Annotated in this window: 19 protein-coding genes and 2 pseudogenes; 10 read left to right on the forward strand and 11 right to left on the reverse strand. The window is 71.6% G+C overall.

Annotation, left to right across the window (positions count from 1 at the left end; all coding sequences use genetic code 11):
- Positions 1 to 45: 45 nt before the first annotated feature.
- Positions 46 to 1566 (reverse strand): SulP family inorganic anion transporter, encoded by a 1521-nt coding sequence (locus tag ACLF6P_RS18860; RefSeq protein WP_415951668.1) that lies wholly within the window; start codon positions 1564 to 1566, stop codon positions 46 to 48.
- Positions 1567 to 1988: 422 nt separating this feature from the next.
- Between ACLF6P_RS18860 and ACLF6P_RS18865 the strand changes: the two genes are divergently transcribed.
- The 4 genes from ACLF6P_RS18865 to ACLF6P_RS18880 all read left to right on the forward strand — a co-directional run bounded on the left by ACLF6P_RS18865 (position 1989) and on the right by ACLF6P_RS18880 (position 6268).
- Positions 1989 to 2393: a MerR family transcriptional regulator gene (locus ACLF6P_RS18865; protein WP_415951691.1), complete on the forward strand. Its 405-nt coding sequence runs from the start codon at positions 1989 to 1991 to the stop codon at positions 2391 to 2393.
- A 41-nt stretch (positions 2394 to 2434) separates the two neighbouring features.
- The gene (locus tag ACLF6P_RS18870; protein WP_415951669.1) at positions 2435 to 4120 is read left to right on the forward strand and encodes a ribonuclease J; all 1686 of its coding nucleotides are present in this window, start codon (positions 2435 to 2437) and stop codon (positions 4118 to 4120) included.
- Positions 4121 to 4171: 51 nt separating this feature from the next.
- On the forward strand, positions 4172 to 4891 hold the full coding sequence (locus tag ACLF6P_RS18875; RefSeq protein ID WP_415951670.1) for a polyamine aminopropyltransferase: 720 nt from the start codon (positions 4172 to 4174) through the stop codon (positions 4889 to 4891).
- A gap of 267 nt (positions 4892 to 5158) precedes the next feature.
- Positions 5159 to 6268, forward strand: coding sequence for an NAD-dependent epimerase/dehydratase family protein (locus ACLF6P_RS18880; protein WP_415951671.1), 1110 nt, complete (start codon positions 5159 to 5161; stop codon positions 6266 to 6268).
- A gap of 106 nt (positions 6269 to 6374) precedes the next feature.
- Here the strand turns inward: ACLF6P_RS18880 and ACLF6P_RS18885 are convergent, their stop codons facing one another.
- Both ACLF6P_RS18885 and ACLF6P_RS18890 read right to left on the reverse strand, forming a co-directional pair.
- Positions 6375 to 7496: a sensor histidine kinase gene (locus ACLF6P_RS18885; RefSeq protein WP_415951672.1), complete on the reverse strand. Its 1122-nt coding sequence runs from the start codon at positions 7494 to 7496 to the stop codon at positions 6375 to 6377.
- Between the two features lie 206 nt (positions 7497 to 7702).
- Positions 7703 to 8464: pseudogene (locus ACLF6P_RS18890) on the reverse strand (response regulator transcription factor); the annotation flags it as partial.
- A 123-nt stretch (positions 8465 to 8587) separates the two neighbouring features.
- On the opposite strand from ACLF6P_RS18890, the gene ACLF6P_RS18895 reads away from it, so the two are divergent.
- The 3 genes from ACLF6P_RS18895 to ACLF6P_RS18905 are packed head-to-tail and all read left to right on the forward strand — an operon-like array spanning position 8588 to position 10871.
- Positions 8588 to 9316 (forward strand): glycosyltransferase family 2 protein, encoded by a 729-nt coding sequence (locus tag ACLF6P_RS18895; protein ID WP_415951673.1) that lies wholly within the window; start codon positions 8588 to 8590, stop codon positions 9314 to 9316.
- Complete coding sequence (locus tag ACLF6P_RS18900) at positions 9313 to 10059, forward strand: TIGR04282 family arsenosugar biosynthesis glycosyltransferase (protein WP_415951674.1); 747 nt, start codon at positions 9313 to 9315, stop codon at positions 10057 to 10059. The genes ACLF6P_RS18895 and ACLF6P_RS18900 overlap by 4 nt, the downstream gene beginning before the upstream one ends.
- A complete protein-coding gene (locus tag ACLF6P_RS18905; protein WP_415951675.1) occupies positions 10056 to 10871 on the forward strand; it encodes a class I SAM-dependent methyltransferase in 816 nt (271 codons plus the stop codon). The genes ACLF6P_RS18900 and ACLF6P_RS18905 overlap by 4 nt, the downstream gene beginning before the upstream one ends.
- Before the next feature lie 552 nt (positions 10872 to 11423).
- Here the strand turns inward: ACLF6P_RS18905 and ACLF6P_RS18910 are convergent.
- Positions 11424 to 12707: a molybdopterin-dependent oxidoreductase gene (locus ACLF6P_RS18910; protein ID WP_415951676.1), complete on the reverse strand. Its 1284-nt coding sequence runs from the start codon at positions 12705 to 12707 to the stop codon at positions 11424 to 11426.
- Positions 12708 to 13045: 338 nt separating this feature from the next.
- On the opposite strand from ACLF6P_RS18910, the gene ACLF6P_RS18915 reads away from it, so the two are divergent.
- A complete protein-coding gene (locus tag ACLF6P_RS18915) occupies positions 13046 to 14347 on the forward strand; it encodes a hypothetical protein (RefSeq protein ID WP_415951692.1) in 1302 nt (433 codons plus the stop codon).
- 113 nt (positions 14348 to 14460) lie between these two features.
- Here the strand turns inward: ACLF6P_RS18915 and ACLF6P_RS18920 are convergent, their stop codons facing one another.
- Entirely contained in the window at positions 14461 to 14595 is a 135-nt protein-coding gene (locus ACLF6P_RS18920) for a hypothetical protein (protein ID WP_415951677.1), read from the reverse strand.
- A gap of 38 nt (positions 14596 to 14633) precedes the next feature.
- On the opposite strand from ACLF6P_RS18920, the pseudogene ACLF6P_RS18925 reads away from it, so the two are divergent.
- A pseudogene (locus ACLF6P_RS18925) lies at positions 14634 to 14916 on the forward strand (DUF4246 family protein); the annotation flags it as partial.
- Positions 14917 to 15046: 130 nt separating this feature from the next.
- On the opposite strand, the gene ACLF6P_RS18930 reads toward ACLF6P_RS18925, so the two are convergent.
- Positions 15047 to 15262: an EF-hand domain-containing protein gene (locus ACLF6P_RS18930; protein WP_415951678.1), complete on the reverse strand. Its 216-nt coding sequence runs from the start codon at positions 15260 to 15262 to the stop codon at positions 15047 to 15049.
- Between the two features lie 135 nt (positions 15263 to 15397).
- Between ACLF6P_RS18930 and ACLF6P_RS18935 the strand changes: the two genes are divergently transcribed.
- Positions 15398 to 16039, forward strand: a complete 642-nt coding sequence (locus ACLF6P_RS18935; protein ID WP_415951679.1) for a GNAT family N-acetyltransferase — start codon at positions 15398 to 15400, stop codon at positions 16037 to 16039.
- Between the two features lie 176 nt (positions 16040 to 16215).
- Here ACLF6P_RS18935 and ACLF6P_RS18940 read toward each other — a convergent pair whose 3' ends face one another.
- The 5 genes from ACLF6P_RS18940 to ACLF6P_RS18960 form a co-directional block, all read right to left on the reverse strand.
- The gene (locus ACLF6P_RS18940) at positions 16216 to 17484 is read right to left on the reverse strand and encodes a YVTN family beta-propeller repeat protein (protein WP_415951680.1); all 1269 of its coding nucleotides are present in this window, start codon (positions 17482 to 17484) and stop codon (positions 16216 to 16218) included.
- A gap of 536 nt (positions 17485 to 18020) precedes the next feature.
- Entirely contained in the window at positions 18021 to 18524 is a 504-nt protein-coding gene (locus ACLF6P_RS18945; RefSeq protein WP_415951681.1) for an ATP-binding protein, read from the reverse strand.
- Between the two features lie 217 nt (positions 18525 to 18741).
- A complete protein-coding gene (locus ACLF6P_RS18950; RefSeq protein ID WP_415951682.1) occupies positions 18742 to 19509 on the reverse strand; it encodes an enoyl-CoA hydratase/isomerase family protein in 768 nt (255 codons plus the stop codon).
- A gap of 76 nt (positions 19510 to 19585) precedes the next feature.
- Positions 19586 to 20836: a L,D-transpeptidase gene (locus ACLF6P_RS18955; RefSeq protein ID WP_415951683.1), complete on the reverse strand. Its 1251-nt coding sequence runs from the start codon at positions 20834 to 20836 to the stop codon at positions 19586 to 19588.
- A 247-nt stretch (positions 20837 to 21083) separates the two neighbouring features.
- The gene (locus ACLF6P_RS18960; RefSeq protein ID WP_415951693.1) at positions 21084 to 22199 is read right to left on the reverse strand and encodes a L,D-transpeptidase; all 1116 of its coding nucleotides are present in this window, start codon (positions 22197 to 22199) and stop codon (positions 21084 to 21086) included.
- Positions 22200 to 22308: the final 109 nt, after the last annotated feature.

Consider the following 22308-nt stretch of genomic DNA (forward strand, 5'->3'; position numbering starts at 1 on the left):
ACGCAGCCCCCGAAGATCCCGGAGAGCTACGGGCAAAGCTAAATGTCAGTGCCCGGCGGTGAGCTGTCCGGCGAGCTTGTCGTGCATCTCGGCGCTCGGCTCGTTGAGGCCGATGATCGTGACCTTCTTGCCGCGATCGGCGTACTTGGTCTCGATCGCGTCCAGGGCGGCCACGGAGGAGGCGTCCCAGATGTGCGCGTCGGTGAGGTCGATGACCACGTCGTCCGGGTCGCCCTTGTAGTCGAACTGGTAGACGAGATCGTTGGAGGAGGCGAAGAACAGCTCGCCGGTGACCGCGTAGACGACCTGGTTGCCGTCGGGGTCGACGACACCAGAGACCTCGGCGAGGTGGGCGACCCGCTTGGCGAAGATCACCATGGCGGTGATCGAGCCGACGACCACGCCGATGGCGAGGTTGTGGGTGGCGACGACGCAGGCGACGGTGACGACCATGACGGTGGTCTCGCCCAGCGGCATCCGCTTGAGCGTCTTCGGCTGGATGGAGTGCCAGTCGAAGGTGGCGACCGAGACCAGGATCATCACGGCGACCAGGGCGGCCATCGGGATGTCCGAGACGACCGGGCCGAAGACGACGCAGAGCACCATCAGGAAGGAGCCGGCCAGGAAGGTGGAGAGCCGGGTGCGGGCCCCGGAGGTCTTCACGTTGATCATCGTCTGGCCGATCATCGCGCAGCCGCCCATGCCGCCGAAGAAGCCGGTGACGATGTTGGCGATGCCCTGGCCGATGGACTCGCGGGTCTTGTTGGAGTGGGTGTCGGTGATGTCGTCGACAAGCTTGGCCGTCATCAGCGACTCCATCAGACCGACCAGCGCGAAGGCGAAGGCGTACGGGGCGATGGTGGTCAGCGTGTCCATCGTGAACGGCACGTCGGGCAGGCCCGGCACCGGCAGCGAGGACGGCAGCTCGCCCTTGTCACCGACGGTGGGCACCGCGATGCCGGCGGCGATGGTGATGACGGTCAGCGTGATGATCGCGATCAGCGGGGCCGGGACGACCGTGGTGAGCTTCGGGGTGAAGATCATGAGCGCCAGACCGCCGATGATCAGCGGGTAGACGGCCCAGGGGACGTCACGCATCTCGGGGACCTGGGCCATGAAGATCAGGATGGCGAGCGCGTTGACGAAGCCGACCATCACCGAGCGCGGGACGAAGCGCATCAGCTTGGCGACGCCGAGCGCGCCGAGGACGATCTGGATGAGGCCGCCGAGGATGACGGCGGCGATCAGATGGCCGAGGCCGTACTCGTTGTTGAGCGGCGCGATGACGAGGGCGATCGCTCCGGTCGCGGCGGAGATCATGGCCTTGCGGCCACCCACGACGGAGATCACCACGGCCATGGTGAACGAGGCGAACAGGCCGACGGCCGGGTCGACGCCGGCGATGATCGAGAAGGAGATCGCCTCGGGGATCAGCGCGAGCGCCACCACCAGACCGGCGAGGACCTCGGTGCGGAAGACCTTCGGGGAGGCGAGCCAGTCCGGCTTGCCCGTGTACTTCGGAAAACGGGCGCGCAGCCCGGGAGCCTGGGACAGCGGTGTGGACATGCAACCGTTTCTGTTCGGGCGCACACATCCAGCCGCTGGACGCGGGCGCGTCGTACTCGACTCCACGACGAGGGTGGAATCCCCGGCGGCCCGGCCTCGGCGGGGGCCCTGCCGGTGGGAGCGTCAGCCTCGGCGACTGCCGCTCGGGCATCATTGCCCGGAAGTCTTCGGGTGCCGTCCGGGCCCGGTCGGGGCCCTGGTTCCGGCGGATCCGCCCCGACCGTCCTGGCGACAGTGCGGGTGCTCGCACAGAAGACTCTACTCTGACGTGAGGGCAGAGTGCGAGATGCGGCTTGTGAAATGCAGGTAAATCAGCCCGCGGATCATGTGATTCCAGACACACACCCTGGGTCACTTCGAGGTTTGAATGGGTTGCGTACCGCGGACAGGCGAAGCGGGACGCAGGAGGAGAAGACGTGGCGATGACGGGTGTACGGCAGATGCAGATCGGCGAGGTGGCCGAACGGACCGGCCTGTCGCTGCGTACGATCCGCCACTACGAGGACGTCGGCCTCGTCACCCCTTCCGCCCGCAGCAAGGGTGGCTTCCGCCTCTACACCGAGGCCGATGTGGAGCGGCTGATGGTGGTGCGCCGGATGAAGCCGCTGGACTTCTCGCTCGACGAGATGCGCGACCTCCTGGAGATCACCGACCGGATCGGCGACCCCGAGCACCCGCCGCAGGGCGAGGACCGGGACCGGCTGCGCGAACGCCTCGACGCCTACCGCAAGATCGCGGACGCCCGCTGCGAGAAACTGCGCGCCCAGCTGACGGCCGCCGAGGACTTCGCCGCGACGCTGCGCCGTCGGCTGGGCCCGGCGGGCTGAGCAGGCGATCACCACGCCCGGCTCTCCGCTAACGTCAGCGTATGAGCCATCCACACCCGGAACTGAAAGCCGCACCGCCACTGCCCAAGGGAGGGCTGAGGGTCGTCGCCCTCGGCGGGCTCGGTGAGATCGGCCGCAACATGACCGTCTTCGAGTACAAGGGCAAGCTCCTCATCGTGGACTGCGGGGTGCTGTTCCCCGAGGAGAACCAGCCCGGTGTGGATGTGATCCTGCCGGACTTCACGTCGATCCGGGACCGTCTCGACGATGTGGTGGCCATCGTGCTCACGCACGGCCACGAGGACCACATCGGCGGCGTGCCGTATCTGCTGCGCGAGCGGGCCGACATCCCCGTCGTCGGCTCGAAGCTGACGCTCGCCTTCCTGGAGGCCAAGCTCAAGGAGCACGGCATCCGGCCGAAGACCGTGCGGGTCCGCGAGGGCGACCGGCGCGGCTTCGCCCCGTTCGACTGCGAGTTCGTGGCCGTCAACCACTCCATCCCGGACAGTCTCGCGGTCGCCGTCCGCACCGGTGCCGGTCTCGTGCTGCACACCGGCGACTTCAAGATGGACCAGTTCCCGCTGGACGAGCGCATCACCGACCTGCGCGCCTTCGCCCGGCTCGGCGAGGAGGGCGTCGACCTCTTCCTCACGGACTCCACGAACGCCGAGGTGCCCGGGTTCACCACCTCCGAGCAGGAGTTGAACCCGGCCATCGAACAGGTGATGCGCACCGCGCCCCGGCGGGTGATCGTCTCCAGTTTCGCCAGCCATGTGCACCGCATCCAGCAGGTCCTCGACGCCGCGCACCAGCACGGCCGCAAGGTCGCCTTCGTGGGCCGCTCCATGGTCCGCAACATGGGCATCGCCCGGGAACTCGGCTACCTCACGGTCCCGTCCGGCCTGGTGGTCAGCACGAAGGAACTGGAGCAGCTGCCCGACCACAAGATCACCCTGGTGTGCACCGGCTCGCAGGGCGAGCCGATGGCGGCGCTGTCCCGGATCGCCAACCGCGACCACCAGATCCGCATCGGCAAGGGCGACACGGTGCTGCTCGCCAGCTCCCTCATCCCCGGCAACGAGAACGCCATCTACCGCGTCATCAACGGCCTGACCCGCTGGGGCGCCACCGTCGTCCACAAGGGCAACGCCAAGGTGCACGTCTCGGGTCACGCCAGCGCCGGTGAGCTCGTGTACTGCTACAACATCGTCCGGCCCCGCAACGTCATGCCGGTGCACGGCGAGTGGAAGCACCTGAAGGCCAACGCCGACCTCGCGATCCGTACCGGCGTCGATCCCGAGCGCGTGATCATCGCCGAGGACGGAGTCGTCGTCGACCTGGTCGACGGGCGGGCCTCGATCACCGGCAAGGTGCCCGCGGGATACGTGTACGTGGACGGCATGACCGTCGGCGGCGCCACCGAGGCCTCCCTCAAGGACCGCCGCACCCTCGCCGAGGAGGGCGTGGTCACGGTGGTGGCGCTCGTCGACGCAGACACCGGCGCGCTCACCGAGCCGCCCGACTTCCTGGCCCGCGGCTTCGTACACGACGAGAGGACCTTCGAGCCCGTCATCCCCGTCATCGAGAAGACCCTGGCCGCCGCGGCGGAGGAGGGCATCGGCGACGCGCACCAGCTGGAGCAGCTGATCGCCCGCGCGGTCGCCAACTGGGCCTTCCGCACCCACCGCCGCAAGCCGCTCATCATCCCCGTCGTCATCGACGCCTGAGAAGCCGAGAAGCCGAGAAGCCGAGAAGCCGAGAAGGAGAACGAGGAGCGGATGAGCCTGCGTTTCCAGGAGCTCGACTGGCGACCGACGCCGATGGGCGAGATCAGTCTGCGGCGCCGGCGGGATCCGTCGTCGGGCGAGGACGTCTACGAGGTCAAGCTCGGCGACGAGTACCTGATGTCGAGCCTCTTCACGGCGGGCGAGATCGCCCTCGCCCGCCTCGGCCTGCGCCCGCTCGACGGGGACGGGCTCGATGTCGCCGTGGGCGGTCTCGGCCTCGGCTACACGGCCCGTGCGGTGCTCGACGACCCACGGGTGGGTTCGCTGGTGGTGATCGACGCGCTCGGCGAGGTGATCGACTGGCACGAGCGGGGACTTGTGCCACTCGGCGAAGGGCTCGCCTCGGATGCCCGCTGCCGCCTGGCACACGGCGACTTCTTCGCCCTGGCCGCCTCCCCCGACGGCCTGGACCCGGCGGAGCCGGGGCGCCGTTTCGACGCGGTCCTCCTCGACGTCGACCACTCACCGCGGCACGTCCTGCATCCGCGGCACGCCGCGCTGTACGAGCCCGAGGGGCTGCGCCGCCTCGCCGCCCAGCTGCGGCCCGGCGGTGTCTTCGCCCTGTGGTCGAACGACCCGCCGGACGAGCCCTTCCTCGCGGCGCTCGGGGAGGTCTTCGCGGAGGCGGAGGCCCAGGTCGTGCCCTTCGACAACCCGCTGCAGGGCAGGACGGCCACCAACACCGTCTATGTCGCGAGGAGCAGCCGCTGAGGCAGCCACCCGCCGGTCGGCCGCCGGTTCACCGAATGCCGTTCGCCGGGCTCACCGGATGCCGGCCGCCGGGCTCACCGGGCTCGCCGGACGCCTGTCGCCGGGTTCGCCGGACGCCAGTCGCCGGGCTCACCGGGCTCACCGGGCTCACCGGACGCCACTTCACCGGATGCCGGCCGCCGAGTCCTACGGGCGGATGTCTTACGGAGGTGTGACGGGCGCGGGCCGTAACGGGTCCGCGGGCCGGAGCGGGCCTAGCGTGGCGGTATGCGCGTCTTGGTCACCGGCGGTGCCGGGTTCATCGGGTCCCATGTCGTCGAGGTGCTCACCGGGCGCGGGCACGAAGTCGTCGTGCTCGACGCCCTGTTGCCCGCCGTGCATCCGCACCCGCCCACGCCCCAGCCGCGCGAGGGCGTGGAGTGGGTGCGCGCGGACGTGCGGGACGAGACGGCGGTACGGGCCGCGCTGCGCGGTGTGGACGCGGTGTGCCACCAGGCGGCGATGGTCGGGCTCGGCCAGGACTTCGCGGACGCACCCGCGTACGTGGGCTGCAACGACCTCGGCACGGCCGTGCTGCTCGCCGCGATGGCGCGGGCCGGGGTGCGGGAACTGGTGCTCGCCGGGTCCATGGTGGTCTACGGCGAGGGGCGCTACGAGTGCCTCGAGCACGCGGTGGTCCGCCCGGGGCCGCGGGCCGTCGAGGATCTGGCGGCCGGCCGCTTCGAGCCCCGCTGCCCGCACTGCGGCGCCGGGCTGCGGCCGGGTCTGGTGGGCGAGGACGCGCCCGTGGATCCGCGCAATGTGTACGCCACGACCAAGCTCGCCCAGGAGCATCTGGCGGCCGCGTGGGCGCGCTCGACCGGCGGACGGGCGGTCTCGCTGCGCTACCACAACGTGTACGGGCCGGGGATGCCCCGCGATACGCCGTACGCGGGGGTGGCCTCGTTCTTCCGCTCGGCGCTGGAGCGGGGCGAGGCACCGCGGGTGTTCGAGGACGGGGCGCAGCGGCGCGACTTCGTCCACGTACGGGATGTCGCGCGGGCGAACGCGGTCGCTCTGGAGGCCGGGGGCAGTGGCGGAACCGGGTCGGGGCCGGGGTCCGAAACATCGGGTGCGGGGTTCGCGGCGTACAACACCGGCAGTGGGCAGCCGCGCACCATCGGGGAGATGGCGGCGGCGCTCGCGGCCGCGTACGGCGGTCCCGAGCCGGTCGTCACCGGCGAGTACCGGCTCGGCGACGTCCGGCACATCACCGCCGATTCGGCGCGGCTGCGCGCGGAGTTCGGCTGGCTGCCGCAGGTGGACTTCGCCACCGGCATGAAGGAGTTCGCCACCGCCCCGCTGCGTCCGGGGGCGGCCGCGACGGCGGCGGGGTGACGTCCGCGCGTACGGGTGCCGGCGTGACCGGACCCGTACTCCGACGGCGGCGTGGCCGCTGCAGCCGGCGCCGGCGTGACCTCTGCAGCCGACTACGGCGTGGCCGCTACGCGTGCGCCACCGGCAGCGTGACCTCGAAGCAGCAGCCGCCGCTGACGTTGCGCACCCCGGCGCGGCCCTCGTGGGCCTCGACGATGCCGCGCACGATGGCGAGGCCGAGTCCGGCCCCGGCCGGAGGTGTACGGGCATGGCTGCCGCGCCAGCCGGTGTCGAAGACCCGGGGCAGGTCCTCCTCCGGGATGCCGCCGCAGCTGTCGGTGACCGAGAGGACCACGGCGTCCTCGGTCTGCCGCGCGGCCACGGCCACGGTGCCGTCGGGCGGGGTGCGGCGGATGGCGTTGATCAGGAGGTTGCCCAGGACACGGCCCATCTCCTTGCCGTCCACCTCCAGGGGTGCCCTCGCCGCGCTCTGTTCGGCATCGGCCACCAAGTGGATACCGCATTCTCGGGCCAGCGGATCGGCCCCGGCGAGCGCCTCGCCGACGAGGTCGTACACGGAGATCCGGGAGCGGGTCAGCTCCAGGGCGCCCGCGTGGATGCGGGAGAGTTCGAAGAGGTCGCCGACCATCGAGTTGAGGCGCTCGACCTCGGTACGGATCTGGCGCAGATAGCGGTCCGGATCCTCGGCCACACCGTCCTCCAGGGCTTCGGCCATCGCGCGCAGCCCGGCGAGCGGGGTGCGCAGATCGTGCGAGATCCAGGCGACGAGTTCGCGCCGGGAGGATTCGAGGGCGCGTTCCCGGTCGCGGGAGGCGGCGAGCTTGGCGCTGGTGGCCTCCAGTTCGCGGGTGAGTTCGGCGAGTTCGGCGGTGACCGGTGCGGTGGGGGCGGCGAAGCTGCCCGCCTCGCCGAAGGAACGGGCCGCCGCGGTCAGGTCCCGGCTGCCGGCCACCACCCACCGGCCGAGCAGCAGCGCGGTGGCGAGGGAGACGACGGCCGCCATCGCCACGACGATGGTCACCACGGTCAGGTCGTGCGGCGAGAGGAACATCTCCCAGGCCACGACGAGCGTTCCGGCGAGCATCGCGAGGACGGCGACGGAGGCGACCACGGCCAGCGAGACGACGAGCGAGCGGTCGCGCAGGCGGCGCAGGACGACGGCGCCGAGCAGACCGGTGGCGGCGGCTCCGGCGAAGGCAAGCAGGGCGATCAGCAGGATGTCCTTCACGGCCGCTCTCCCTCCGGGTCCCGGGCAGTCGTCGCGTCCCGTGCGGCCGTCGCGTCCTGGGCAACCGTCGTGTGCTGTGTTGCGTGTGCCACGACCGGCGCGTGTGCCGCAACCGGCGCGTGTGCCGCAACCGGCGCGTGTGCCGCGACCGGCGCGTGTGCCGCGACCGGCGCGTGTGCCGCCTCCGGAGCATCGCCCCCGTCGGGCGCGTCGCCCCCGTCCGGCGCGTCGAAACGGTAGCCCACCCCCCACACCGTCCTGATCAGTTCGGGCCGCGCGGGATCGTCCTCGATCTTGCCGCGCAGCCGCCGGATGTGGACGGTGACCGTCGAGAGGTCGCCGAAGTCCCAGCCCCACACCTGGCGCATGAGCTCCTCGCGCCCGAAAGCGCGGCCGCGGTGGCGCAGGAAGAAGACCAGGAGGTCGAACTCGCGGACGGTGAGGGCGAGTTCCCTGCCGTGCTTGGTGGCGCGCCGGGATCCCGGATCGGCGGTGAGCCCCGCGGCCCTCAGCTCTCCGGGCCCGGCGGCCGCGGCAGCGGAGGCGCGGGCCCGGCCGCGGCGCAGCACGGAGGCGACCCTGAGGACGAGTTCGCGCGGGCTGAACGGCTTGGTGACGTAGTCGTCCGCTCCGATCTCCAGGCCGAGGATGCGGTCATCCTCGTCCCCGCGCGCCGTGAGCATGATGACCGGCACCGGGCCACGGGCGCGCAGCCTGCGGCAGACCTCCAGGCCGTCCATGCCGGGCAGCATCAGGTCGAGCACGACCAGGGCGGGCCGGTGCGCGGCGGCCTGCTCCAGGGCGGTGGGGCCGTCCCCGGCGCGTACGACCTCGTAGCCGGCCCGGCTCAGATAGCCCGCGACGACCTCGGCGACGGTCGGATCATCGTCCACGACCAGGATCCGCGCTCCCGCGGGCGGGCCGCCGCCGTCCCGCGCTGCTGTCTCCAAGGGCTCGATGCGCTCCATACGGCAAGCCTCGCACCCCGGCGGCGTACGGGAGGGGCCGGGACGGGGCGGGAGGGCAGGCGTCCGCGTTTCGTAAGAATCCGATGCCCGTTATACCCCTTTCCGGTTCGTAGGGTGAAGGACGTGACCCACACCTCCTCCCCCTCCCCTGGTGAACCCGCCCCAGCGGCCACCGTGACCGCCGACGTGGTGCTGCCCTGTCTCGACGAGGCCGAGGCGCTGCCCTGGGTGCTCGCCCGTATCCCGGAGGGCTGGCGCGCCATCGTGGTCGACAACGGCTCGCGGGACGGCTCGGCCGACCTCGCCCGCTCGCTCGGCGCGAGGGTCGTGCACGAGGCTCGGCGGGGCTTCGGCGCCGCCTGCCACGCCGGGCTGCTCGCGGCCGAGGCCGACATCGTGTGCTTCTGCGACTGCGATGCCTCGCTCGACCCCGACCTGCTCGCCCCGTTCGTCCGGCGGATCGCAGAGGGCCGCGCCGACCTCGTGCTCGGCCGCCGGCGGCCGCAGGGCGGCGGGGCCTGGCCGCTGCACGCCCGCGCGGGCAATCTCGCGCTCGCCCGGATGCTGCGGCGGCGCACCGGCGTGCGGCTGCACGACATCGGCCCGCTGCGGGCCGCCCGCAGGGCGGATCTGCTCGGCCTGGAGCTGAGCGACCGGCGCAGCGGCTATCCGCTGCAGATGGTGGTGCGCGCCGCGGACGCCGGGTGGCGGATCGAGGAGTACGACGTGCCGTATCTGCCGCGCACCGGCCGCTCCAAGGTCACCGGGACCTGGCGGGGTACCTGGCAGGCCGTACGGGACATGCGCGCCGTGCTCGCCGAGCCTGCCGTACGCGAGGGGGCGGGCCGATGACCGGGAACACCACACGGCGGACCGAGGACGCCACACGGCCGACCCGGACCTCCGCGCGGCCGACCGGGGACGCCACACGGCCGACCGGGACCTCCGCGCGGCCGACCGGGGCCACGACCCTGCTGGTGATCGCCAAGGAGCCGCGCCCCGGACGGGTGAAGACGCGGCTGACGCCGCCGTACACGCCCGAGCAGGCCGCCGAACTCGCGGCCGCCGCCCTCGCCGACACCCTGCACGCGCTGCTCCTTGCGCCCGCCCGGCAGCGGATCCTGGTGCTCGACGGAACGCCGGGGCCGTGGCTGCCGCCCGGGTTCACGGTGGTGCCGCAGGCCGCGGGGGGCCTCGACGAACGTCTCGCCGCGGCCTTCGCCGGGTGCGCGGGACCGGCGCTCCTGGTGGGCATGGACACTCCGCAGCTCAGCCCGGAGCTCCTGGACCCGGCGCTCCGGGAAGGGGCCTGGCGGGAGCACGACGCCTGGTTCGGGCCCGCCGTCGACGGCGGTTTCTGGGCGCTCGGCCTCGCCTCACCCGACCCCGGGCTGCTGCGCGGGGTCCCGATGTCCGTCCCCTCGACCGGCGCCGCGCAGCTCGGGCGGCTGACCGCCGCGGGGCTGCGGGTGGGCATGCTGCCCCGGCTGCGGGATGTCGACACGGCCGAGGACGCCCGGCTTGTCGCCGCCCATGCGCCGGACGGCCGGTTCGCGGCGGCGCTGGCGGGCTGCGAAGCGGGACAGGCCCGATGAGCAACGCCGCGCCGGGGCGTGCCCGTGCCGCCACGGCGCGCGCCGCCAAGTCCGAGGTGCCGCCCGCGTCCTGGTGCGCCGATCCGTACACCAGGGCGCTGCACCGCGGCCGCGGCCCGCTGTTCCTGCGGCGCAGCGACGGCTGGCTGCTGCCGCTGGACGTGGAGCGGTGGTGCGCCGCCGCCGACACGGCCGATCTCTCGGCGCTGGGCCGCAGCGAGGGAAGTGTCCTGGACGTCGGCTGCGGCCCGGGCAGGCTCGCGGTCGAGCTCGCCGCACAGGGTCGCCGCGTCCTCGGCATCGACGTCAGCGAGGCCGCCGTGGCCCGCACCCGCCGCCTGGGCGCTCCGGCGCTGCGCCGCTCGGTCTTCGACCCCCTGCCCGGCGAGGGGCGCTGGGGCACGGTCCTGCTGCTCGACGGCAATACGGGCATCGGCGGCGACCCGGCAGCCCTGTTGAACCGGCTCGCCGAACTCCTCGCCCCCGACGGCCTGCTCATCGCCGAGACCGCGCCGGTCGATGTGGACGAGCGGGTGTGGGTCAGGGTCGACGACGGGCGGGACGAGGGGCAGGGCGAGGCGCACTTCCCCTGGGCCCGGCTCGGCACCACCGCCCTGCTGCACCGGGCCGGGGCGCTGGGCTGGCGTACGGCCGAGCAGTGGACCAGCCGGGGCCGTCACTTCCTGGCGCTGCGCCGCCCGCGCACCGCCCGCAGGGCGAGCAGCAGCGCCGAGGCCGCGAACAGCGCGGCCGACAGCAGCAGCCAGCGCGGCAGGAACACCCCCGCGGGCAGCCCGGTGACCGATTCGTAGCGCGCCACACGCCCTGTGATCAGCGGGAACCAGACCAGCAGGAGCAGACCCGACAGAAAGGCCGGCACCCGTACGTAGGACGCCGGGACGCGCGGGTGGCGCCGCCCACCGAGCCCGTTCACGGCGCGGTCGGCCAGGCCGTACAGCGGTGCGAGAACGAGGTCGTGCAGCAGCGCCGTACCCACGAACCACGCGGCGACGGCGAGGCTCTGCTCGCCGAGGAGCCGCAGGCCCGCGTAGCCCGCGAGGGCGAAGGAGGCGCAGAGCAGCAGGAGTTGCAGGGGGCCCGCACCGTAGCGCCGCCGAAAGCGCTGCAGCAGCGCCGGCTTCACGGGCGCAGGCTCCGGGGCGACCGCCTCCGGTGACCGCGCCTGTGGCTCCGCGCCCTGCGGCGCCCCGTGGGCCCGCGCCTCCGGCTCCGCGCCCTGCGACGCCCCGGGGACCCGCGGCTCCGGCCCCGGCTCCGGCTCCGGCTCCGGCTCCGTACGCTCCCGCTCGCCCTCCGGCTGCCCGGGCGGCATGGGTTCCTGTGTCATGTCAGCTCCCCGATGGTCACGTCAGCTCCCCGAACGACATCCGGTTCACCCATTTGGTGGCGTGCACCCCGGGTGCCGCCGGGACGATGACGCGTGCCGGGTAGCCGTGATCGGTGGACAGCGTCTCGCCGTTGACCTCGAGGGCGAGCAGGGAGCGCGGATCGCCCACCTGGTTGCCGCGCAGCGCGACGCGGCGGAACGCTCCGCGCGTCTGCACCGACTCGACCAGCACATCGGGCATCGCGCGCCCCTCCTCGTATCCGGCGAGCCCGGCCAGATCCCGCAGCCGCACACCCCGCCACCACTGGTCGGAGGTCGACCAGCCCTCCACGCAGGCGATGGGCAGCGCCGCGCTGTGCTGCGGCAGGGCGAGCAGTTCGGCGCGGGTCAGGCGTACGGGGCCGGCCGGGCCGTCGAGGACCAGCCGCCAGCGGTCCTCCTCCAGGTCGGCGAGGCGGATGCCGACGGCGGCGGGCGTCTTGTTGATCTGGAAGCCGTTCGGCCCGGTGCCCGGTTCGCCGCCGCCGTGCGGGGCGAGCAGGGCGGTGGCGCGCAGCGGGCCGTCGAAGTTCTGGCCGGCGTTCGTCGCGAACAGCAGCAGTGAGCCCGCGCCGACCATGCCGAGCGCGCCGCGCCGTGTGACGCTCGCGGGGGCGGGGTCGGACGGCGCGAGGCCGCCGGGTTCGTAGGGTTCCGGTTCGGTGGAGCGCAGCCGCTCGCGCAGTCCGGGCCCGCGCAGCATCCGCAGCGCGGCGGGCAGCCGCAGTGCCACATGGACGACGAACGCCCCGAGGAACACCCAGGCGCCGTAGAAGTGCAGCCGGTAGAAGGAGCCGGGGAAGAGGTAGTCGAGCTGGACGTTGAGCACCCCGGTCACGGTCTCGAAGAGCACCCCGCCGACGAGCAGGAGCAGCGAGAGCCGCTCCAGGGCGTGGGCGGGCGAGCGGACCGGCGGCAGCTCGAAGAGCCGGGGCAGCACCGACCACAGCTTGGCGAGCAGGACCGGGATCAGCGCGATCCCGACGGTGACGTGCAGGCCCTGGGTGAGGCGGTAGAGCCAGTGCGGATCGGTCGGCCAGTCGAAGAGATAGAAGCCGAGGATGCCCTTGCCCGGTGTCCTGTCGTTCACCGGCGACAGGTCCGGGTTGTACGCGGCGTACGACAGCAGACCCGTCAGGGACACCACGGTGATCCCCACCAGCAGGACGACACCGAGCACCGCCGTCAGCCATGGCCCGCGCAGGGGGCTGCGCCAGAACCCGGGCCGGTCCGGGGAGCTGGTTCGCGAGGGTCGACTCATGGTTTCGACGGTACGGCGCGGGCGCCCCCCGATGGCCGAGCGACGTGTGACGAAACGCTGACATCCACCCGCCGCACCACCCGAGCGCCACCCCCGCGTCCTACGGTGCGGGCGTGAACTCCCCCAGCACCCACGAGGCAGGCGACCGCGCGCGCCGGACCGACCACGACACGGACACCACCGGCACGGACGCCACCGAGACCGCGGCCGAGGCCGACCACGACACGGACGCCACCGGCACGGACGCCACCGGCACGGACGCGACCGGCAGCGGCACCGAGCCCCCCGGCGAACCGCCCGTCGAGACGCGGCGGGACCTGCGGGTCGCCCTGGGCGGTGTGCTGCTCGTCGTCATCGCCGCGGTCGTCGGCACCGCCGTCCAGAACAGCACGGGATCCATCCACCTCAACTGGCCGCCGCTCTACGCGAAGTGGCGCCCCCATCTGGGCCCCGGCACCCCGGCGGCGGCCGCGATCGCCGTGGCAGTGATCGCCTACGGCCCCTCGCTGGCCGTACGGCTCGGACGGCGCACGCTCCTGTGGGCCACCTGGGGGACCTCGCTGGCCTGGATCTGGTCGCTCGCGCTGATCGACGGCTGGTATCGCGGCATCGCCGAGCGGCTCACCACGAAATACGAGTATCTGCAGGTCATCGACCGTTTCGGGGACATCCCGGCGACCCTGCGGGACTTCTCCGCACACATCCTCATCGACGCCCCCGACAACTGGCCCGCCCATGTCGCCGGGCACCCGCCGGGCGCCACCCTCACCTTCGTCCTCCTCGACCGGATCGGTCTGGGCGGCGGGGCCTGGGCCGGGGTCTTCTGCATCACCGTCGGCAGCACGGCCGCCGTGGCGGTGCTGCTCACCGTGCGCACGCTCGCCGGGGACGGCCCCGCCCGCAGGGCGGCACCGTTCCTCGCACTCGCCCCGGCCGCGATCTGGGTGGGCGCCTCCGCGGACGGCTACTTCGCCGCCGTCACCGCGTGGACGACCGCGCTGCTCGCCCTGGCGGCGACCCGCGGCGTCCGCTTCCCGGCGCTCGCGGCGGCGGGTTCCGGTCTCCTCTTCGGCCTGACCACACAGCTCTCGTACGGCCTCCCGCTCTTCGCGATCGTCCTCGCGGCCGTGCTCCTGCTCACCCGCACCTGGCGCCCCATCCCGTGGTTCCTCGCGGGCGCCACGGTCTTCCCGGCGCTGCTCGCACTCCTCGGTTTCAACTGGTGGGAGGCCTACCACCTGCTCGTGGAGCGCTACTACCAGGGCGCGGGCGGCGTCCGCCCCTACGCGTACTTCATCTGGGCCAACCTGGCCTGCACGGTCCTGGCGGCCGGTCTCGCCTCGCTCGCCGGTCTGCGCCGCATGCTGCACGGCACCACGGGCGTGGCCCGCCGGCTGCGGGCCGGCACGCCCAGGCCCGCGGACGGTCTGTCCGTGCTCGTCCTTGCCGCGCTGCTCACGCTCCTGGTCGCCGACGTGTCCGGGATGAGCAAGGCGGAGACGGAACGGATCTGGCTGCCCTTCATCATGTTCCTGATCCCCGCCACCGCGCTGCTGCCCGCCCGCACCGCGCGCTGGTGGCTCGGGGCCCAGGCGGCGGTGGCGCTCACCCTGAACCACCTGCTGTTCACGGGATGGTGATCCAGCGGGCCGCGGCCTCGGACGGGGTGGCCGGCTCGCTGTTGAACGCGAGGGGTGTGTCCGGGCAGTGCCGCCGGATCAGGTCGATCACCTGCTCCAGGAGCTCGACCTGGTCATCGGCGTGCCGCAGACCGCCGACGACGACGACGCACTCCCATCCGCGCGCGCAGCGCCTCGGTGACGAGGGCCTGCGCGCGCAGGGCCTTCGCGTCGTCGCTTCCGTCGAGTCCGAACTGGCAGCTCTCCACGCCCACACCGTGCGCCGCGAACCTGGCGAGCCCCTCCTCGACCGCCCTCACCCCGGCTCGCGGACCCGAGCCGCCCCGGACACCGCAGAGCCTGGCGTTCCTCCTGGTCGACCCGCGGCCGATCGTCTCGACTTCCGCTGTGCCGCCGCTGTGCCGCCGCAGCAGCCCCGGGCCGACACCTCGACCATGCCCCTGGAGGGACCCGAGGGCTTCAGGGAACAGCTCATGCACAGGGAACAGCTCATGCAGGAGCGGAAGTTCTTCGTCGACGAGCACAACGACCATCTCTACGAGCGGTCGTTCTCGCTCTGCGAGCACTGAGGGCCGGTTTCCGGAGTGGGAACCGCGCGCCGGTGGGGGTCCGCGACCCGCACCGGCGCGCTCGTCGCTCACGCCGGGTTCGCGTGGCTCACGCCGGGTTCGCGTGGGTCACGCCTTGTTGAGGCGTGGGTCACGCCTTGTTGAGGTGGGTCCAGAACTCGTCGAAGGACAGCTTCTTGTCGCCGTCGAGGTCCTGGGCGCGGATCACGGCCTCGGCCACCGCCTCGGTGACGTTCCAGTCGCCGCCCTGGGCGAGCGCCGTCTTGAACTCGGCGGCGGTGATGAGACCGTCGCCGTCCGTGTCGATCCGGTTGAACTCGGCGCGAGCCGCCTCGATGTCCGCCATGACTTCCACCCCTTCTTGGTGCTGAACTGACCGGGTCAGATTAGCCACCCGCCCGTACGAAGTGCGGCAAGACCCCGAGGCGTCGTGCGCACCGGGCCCGCTCCCGCCACGGGTGAGGGAATTTTGGGGGTATGGATGGACAGCGCGCTCGGCACGATCCTGGGCGATGTGGCGGCGGGGCGTTTCCCGGCGCCGGACGGTACGACGACGATCGTGCCGCAACCGAATCCGCGGGACGCCGGGATGATCGCGTTCACGGCTCATTCCGTGGTGTTCACCGACGAGGACCCCAGGTGGGTGCGCCGGACACTCGCCGCCATCGACTGCGATCCGCTGGCGGCCACGATGAACCCGCAGTTCCTCGCGGCGTTCATGGAGCGGACCGGGCGGCGGACCGACAACGTCGATCTGCTGACGATGGCCACCCCGCTGGGCGGGGAACCGCCGCTCGCGCTCCGGGAGATCGAGGATCCGGAGCATCCGCGGGTGGCGTATGCCCGCAAGCGCCGCGATGACGTGCGGGTATGGACCGCGGACGGCGGGCTGCTCGCGCTCGGGCGGGGACTCGCCGGACGCTGGGAGGCGTCGGTGGAGGTCGACGAGGACATACGGCACCGGGGACTCGGGCGGCTGCTCGCGCAGGCCGCGCGGCATCTCGTACCCGGGGGTTCCGTGCTGTGGGCACAGCAGGCGCCGGGCAACGCGCGGAGCGTGCGGGCCTTCCAGGCCGCCGGGTTCCGGCCGGTCGGCTCGGAGGTGGTGTTCTACGCACGCTGAGCCGGAAGCGACCCCTGGCCCGGGGGCCCCGGGACAGGGGTCGCTTCCGGACCGGAACGGCGGGTGACCGGGTGCGGGCGCCTGGGAGGTGCGCCCGCACCCGGTCGGTTCCGGGGCGGCCGGGGTGCCTGATCGGCCGGGGTGCCTGATCGGCCGGGTCGGCCGGGTCAGCCGGGTCAGCGGAAGATGCCCGTGTGGCCCAGGGAGTAGCGGCCCGGCTGCGGGTAGACCGCGAGTCCGTGCGGGCCCGCGCCGACCGGGATCCGGGCCAGCTGGACCCCACTGTGCGTGTCGATCGCGTAGACCTCGTCGTCGTAGCGCCCGGACAGCCACAGCACATTGCCGTTGGCCGAGACGCCGCCCATGTCCGGGGATCCGCCGTCCGGCAGCCACCACTTCTTGGTGAGCTTGTTCTTGGCGAAGTCGAAGACGGAGATGGAGCCCTCGCCTCGGTTGGGGATGTACATCTCCTTGGAATCGCGGGAGATGTACAGGCCGTGGCAACCCTTGCCGGTCGGCAGGAGCTTCGGGGTCGTGAACTTCTCGCCGTCGAGGACCCACATGCCGTGCGCCTTCATATCGGCGATGTAGAAGGTCTTGCCGTCGGGTGAGATCTTCACGTCCTGCGGCATCGCGCCCTCGAAGGGCAGCTTCATCTGGTCGACGACCTTCATCTTCTCGGTGTCGACCTTGAGCAGTTCGGCGGAGAACTCGCAGGACACGATGAAGTAGCGGCCGTCGAGCGAGAAGTCGGCATGGTTGACGCCGTAGCAGCTGACCGGCTCGGTGTGCTGACGCTTCATCGTCTGCGGATCGCGGAAGACGATCTCGCGGTCGAGCGAGGCCATCACGACGGCGTGCTTGCCGTTGGGCGTGAAGTAGAGGTTGTACGGGTCGTGGACCTCGACGTCGTCCGCCTTGCGCTCGGCGGTGAGCGGGTCGATGGGGCTGAGCGTGTTGCCTCGGTTGTTGTTGACCCACAGGGTCTTCATGTCCCAGGAGGGCACGACGTGCTGCGGATGGTTGCCGACCGGAATGGTGTCGACGACCTTGAAGCTCTTGGGGTCGATCACCGAGACGGTGTCGGACTTGGTGTTGGGGACGTAGATCCGTTCCTTGACCTTCTTCATGAACGGCGCGAGGTTGCCCGCCCGGTTCGCCGCGTAGATGTCCTTGGGATTCTCCACCGGCGGCATGCCGGGCAGCCCGTAGATCGGCTTCGGGCCCTTCTTCTTCTCCTGCTGCTTCTCCAGCACCGCCGCCTCCTTCGCGGTCCCGTCGGACTGCCCCTGCGTGCCGCAGGCGGCGAGGAGGGCCGATGCGGCGACCAGGCCGCCGGCCAGGAGACGGGCGCGGGCCGGGACGCGGGAGCGCGGGGCGGAGCCCGGCGCTCCGGCCGTGCTGCGGGCGGACGGGGTGCGGCGAAAGGCGATGCGGGAGTTCATGAGGTCAGCAGCTCCGTGGTGGTTACCGCGAGCACCGCGGCGGTCGGCGTTCACGGCGCCCATTTAAGGGGGCTATCGCATAAGAAGTGACGATTGACCCGATTTACGATGTTCGCGGGTCGCCCACCCGAGAGCTCTCCTACCGAGCCCACAGCCCACCGAAGTCTTAGCAGAACGCTCACTTAACCCTTGTTTACAAGGCAGGTGTCCCATCTCACCAAAGATTCACCTTGCAACTGTCACCATATGTTCAGGATTGTCCAGGTAAAGTCTTTTGGCAGGGAGACCGCCCGTCTGCCATAGTCGGAGACACGCGATCCCCATTGACCCGGGCCCGATCGCCACAGCACCCGCGGATCACACCCCCCGAAGATCCGCGGTGTACGCAGCAGCCCCCAGGCGCCGTCACCCCCGGCGCGACGGGGGCTTCTGCATATGACGGGGGACTTCCGCGTCCGCAGGACCGGGCGCCGAGCGGGAGAGCCGACGGGCTGCCGGGCGGAGGCAGGCGGACTACCGGGCCGGAACCGGCGGGCTCAGCGGTCCGTGGTCCGCATTTCGAACCAGGTGGTCTTGCCGCGCGGCAGCAGGTCGACACCCCAGCGGTCGGAGAGCTTGTCGACGAGGAAGAGGCCGCGGCCACTGGTGTCCATTTCCTGGACCGGCATCAGGCACGGCAGCCCCCGGGACGGATCGCGGACCTCGATACGGATCCAGCCCCGCCGCCGCAGCATGCGTAAGCCGAACACCCGCGCCCCGGTGTGCCGTACGGCATTGCCCACCAACTCGGAGACGAGCAGCACGACCACCTCGGCGACCTGGGGGGACAGGCCCCAGTGGCGCAGGACCACGATCTGGGCGAGGCGGCGGGCGGCGCCCGCGGACTCGGGCCGCGAGGGCAGCGGGACTTCGTCCTCCGTGGGGTTCCCGAAAAGTTCCAGGGCTTTCAGGGCCCGTTCATCCTCAACGGCAGGGGTCCACCGCGACACGGTCGTACTGCCGTGTGACCGTGTGTGCTCGCTGCTCTCCAGCCCCGCCATGTCCCCATCATGGCGTCAGACAGGGCGTCTTGGAGCCGTTACGTGAGAAAACGCCCCCCGGAGAGGACGGCTCCGAGGGGCGCTGTCGGCATATGCCTGCGGCACTTAAGCCCCCTGTGCGCCCCCTGCGACCTGCGATGACAGCCCGCCCGCGGTTGATCACACAGAGTTCTGGCCAAGGCATCCTTAAGATTCTCTTAAGGTCTGGATAAGGCTGTCAGAGGAACTTGGCCTTTCCGGGGCCCTCCTCGACGAAGCTGCGCATCCCGCGCTCGCGGTCCTCGGTGGCGAACAGCGCGGAGAACCAGGTGCGTTCGATGGCGAGGCCGGTGTCGATGTCCGCCTCGAGGCCCTGGTCGATCGACTCCTTCGCGGCGCGCAACGCGATCGCCGGGCCCTGGGCCAGCTTCGCGGCCCAGGCGTGCGCCTGCTCGTAGACCTCGGCAGCGGGCACCACCCGGTCGACGAGACCGAGCGTGAGGGCCTCATCGGACTTGACCATACGGCCGGTGAAGATCAGGTCCTTGGCGCGGGACGGGCCGACGAGGCGGGACAGGCGCTGGGTGCCGCCGGCCCCCGGGATCAAGCCGAGCAGGATCTCGGGCTGGCCGAGCTTGGCGTTGTCGGCGGCAATGCGGTAGTCGGCGCAGAGCGCCAGCTCGCAGCCGCCGCCGAGCGCATAGCCGGTGACGGCTGCGACGACGGGCTTGGGGATGCGGGCGACGGCCGTGAAGGCCTCCTGCAGCGCGCGGGCGCGCAGGACCATCGCGGTGTGGTCCATCGCCTGCATCTCCTTGATGTCCGCGCCCGCCGCGAACACCTTCTCCCCGCCGTACAGGACGACGGCCCGTACGTCATCGCGGCTCGTCGCCTCGGCGGCCAGTTCCTTGAGGCGGTCCTGGGTGGCCACGTCGAGGGCGTTCATCGGCGGGCGGTCGAGGCGGATGGTGCCGACGCCGGCGGAGATTTCCAGAGAGACGGTCATGTACGGAGGTTAGCGGGCGTTCACGCGCCGTGGGGGCCCGGGGGCGAGCGCCCCGGGCCCCCACGTCAGGCAGGAACTACTTCTCCCACTCGTCCCAGTCGAGGTTCCAGCCGTTCAGGCCGTTCCACCACTGGATGGTCTTGTCCTTGCTGTTCTTGACGACCACCACATCGCCGATCATCGACCGGTCGAAGAACCAGGCGGCGGCCACCTTCTTGTCGTAGCCGCCGCGGACGTCGTCAAGGCCGACACAGCCGTGGCTGGTGTTGGAGCTGCCGAAGACGGAGGAGGCGGCCCAGTAGTTGCCGTGGATGAACGTGCCGGAGGTCGACAGACGCATCGCGTGCGGGACGTCCTTGATGTCGTACTCGCCGCCGAAGCCGACCGTGTCACCGTTCATCCGGGTCACCTTGAGCTTCTCGGTGATCACCATCTGGCCGTTGTACGTGGGGGTGGCCGGGGCGCCGGAGCTGATCGGGATGGTCTTGATGACCTTGCCGTCCCGCTCGACCTTCATGGTCTTGGCCTTGGCGTCGACCGTGGAGACCTGGCGGCGGCCGATGGTGAAGCTGAACGACTTGGCCTGGGTGCCGTAGACGTCGGGGCGGCCCTCGACGCCGTCGAGGTTCAGCTTGACGGTGACCTCGGTGCCGGGCTTCCAGTACTCCTCGGGGCGGAAGTCGAGGCGGTCGTTGCCGTACCACTTGTGGCGGATCTCGACGGCGGGCTCGGCGGTGACCTCGATGGCCTTGGTCACGGCCTCCGGGTCGGTGATGCCGCGGGTGAAGTTGAAGGAGACCGGCATGCCCACGCCGACCTTGTCGCCGTCCTCGGGCGTGAAGTGGCCGATGAAGGTGTTTTTGGGGGTGAGGGTGGTGAAGGTGGTGTCCTTCGCGGCCACCCGGCCCTCGGAGTCCTCGGCCGTGGCGTGCACCTTGTACTTGGTGGAGGCGGCGAGGTGGTGTGCGGGCTGCCAGCCGCTGCCGTCGGCGGTGATCTCGCCCGGTATCGCGTTGCCCTGGGTGTCCTCGACCTTGACCTCGGTCAGCTTGCCCTTCTGGGCGGTGATCTTGAGGGCGCCGCTGGTGGCCACGTCCTTCGCGCCGTCCTCGGGGGCGATGCCGACGACCGCCACGGAGGGGGTGTTGGGCTTGGCCTGGGCCGAGCTGCTGCCCTTGTCGTCCTTCTTGTCGTCTCCCCCACCGCCGCTGCCGCCGGCGCAGGCGGTCACCGTGAGCAGAAGGCTACCGGTGATCAGCGCCAGGGATGCGCGGATACGGTGCCTGCGTGCATCAACCGATGCCCCCGATATCGGTCGCCCGTTCACGTCGTGTTCTCCCCTCCCAGGGCCTCGGTGCGGCCCTCCCCATGGTGCTCACGCATGGTTATTGCATGCGTACCGCAAGGGTTATCACAGGAATTCGGGAGGTGGGGGGCCTGGAAGGTCACCGTTCAGTCCCAACTCGGGCAGGGGGCTGGGGGTTTCACCGCCCCCCCCACCCGCCTGCCCGGGGCCGCCGGTGTCCGGCGGCCTGATCCCGCCGGACACCCGCTGGTTCAGCGCGGAGCCCGCCCTAGTTCAGTGCGGAGCCGGCCTTCCACTTGTTCCAGGGCATGTTCCAGCCACCCAGTCCGTTGTCGGGGGCCACCGTCTTGTCCTCGGAGTTGCGCACCTCGACCACATCGCCGATCAGGGAACGGTCGAAGAACCAGCCGGCCGGGGTGTCGCCGCTGCCGCCCTTCTCGTCGCGCAGGCCCACACAGCCATGGCTCGTGTTCTCCTTGCCGAAGACGGTCGAGTCCGCCCAGTAGTTGCCGTGCAGGAAGGTGCCGGAGGTGGTGAGGCGGATGGCGTGCGGGACGTCCTTGATGTCGTACTCGCCCTTGCCGTCGGAGTCCGTGAAGCCGACGGTCGCCCCGTTCATCCGGGTCACGTCCAGCATCTCGGTGATCACCATTTTGCCGTTGTACGTGGGCGTCTTGGACGATCCGGCCGAGATCGGCACCTTGGACAGAAGCCTGCCGTCGCGGTGCACCTCCATCGTGTGCGCCTCGGCGTCGACCACGGAGCGCTGGCTGCGCCCGATGGTGAAGGAGAACGTCTTGTGCTGCAGTCCGTACACGCCGGGCGCCGCCTCGACATCGCGCAGCCGCAGTTCGACCGTCACCTTCGTGCCGGGCTTCCAGTACTCGCGCGGCCGGAAGTCCACCCGGCCGGAGCCGAACCAGTGCGCGGCGACCTCCACCGGCGGCTGCGCGGTCACCGTCACGGCGCGTTCGACGGCCGCGCGGCTCTCGACCTCGCGGTTGAACTCCAGGGAGACGATCATCCCGGTGCCGACGGTGGAGCGCATCTCCGGTTTCACATACGCGATGAAGCGCTCGTCGGGCACCTGCGTGGTGAACGTCGTATGGCGGGCCGAGCGGCGGCCGTGGCCGTCCAGGGCGACCACGTCCACCTCGTACTTCGCGGCGAGCGCGAGTCGGGGGTCGTCCGGGGTCCAGCGCAGGCCGTCCTCGGAGATCCGGCCCGGCACCGGATGCTGCTGCGCGTCCTGTTGCCTGACCACTTTCACGGCCTCCAGGCGCCCGCTGGGCACCCTGACCTCGATTCCGTGCCCGGGCCGCACACCGCGTTCGCCGTGGCCGGGGCTGATGCGGATCCGTTCCGTCTGCCCTTTGCCGAGCATCTCGTCGAGCCGGAAGCCGTCCGCCGAGCAGCCGGTGAGCGGGCCGGTACCGAGGAATGCGGCGGCCAGTGCGGCCGCCACGCGCCGCCGGGTGAGACCGGCGGCACCC

The organism is Streptomyces lothianensis, assembly GCF_047779955.1.
In the GTDB taxonomy this organism is placed as follows: domain Bacteria; phylum Actinomycetota; class Actinomycetes; order Streptomycetales; family Streptomycetaceae; genus Streptomyces.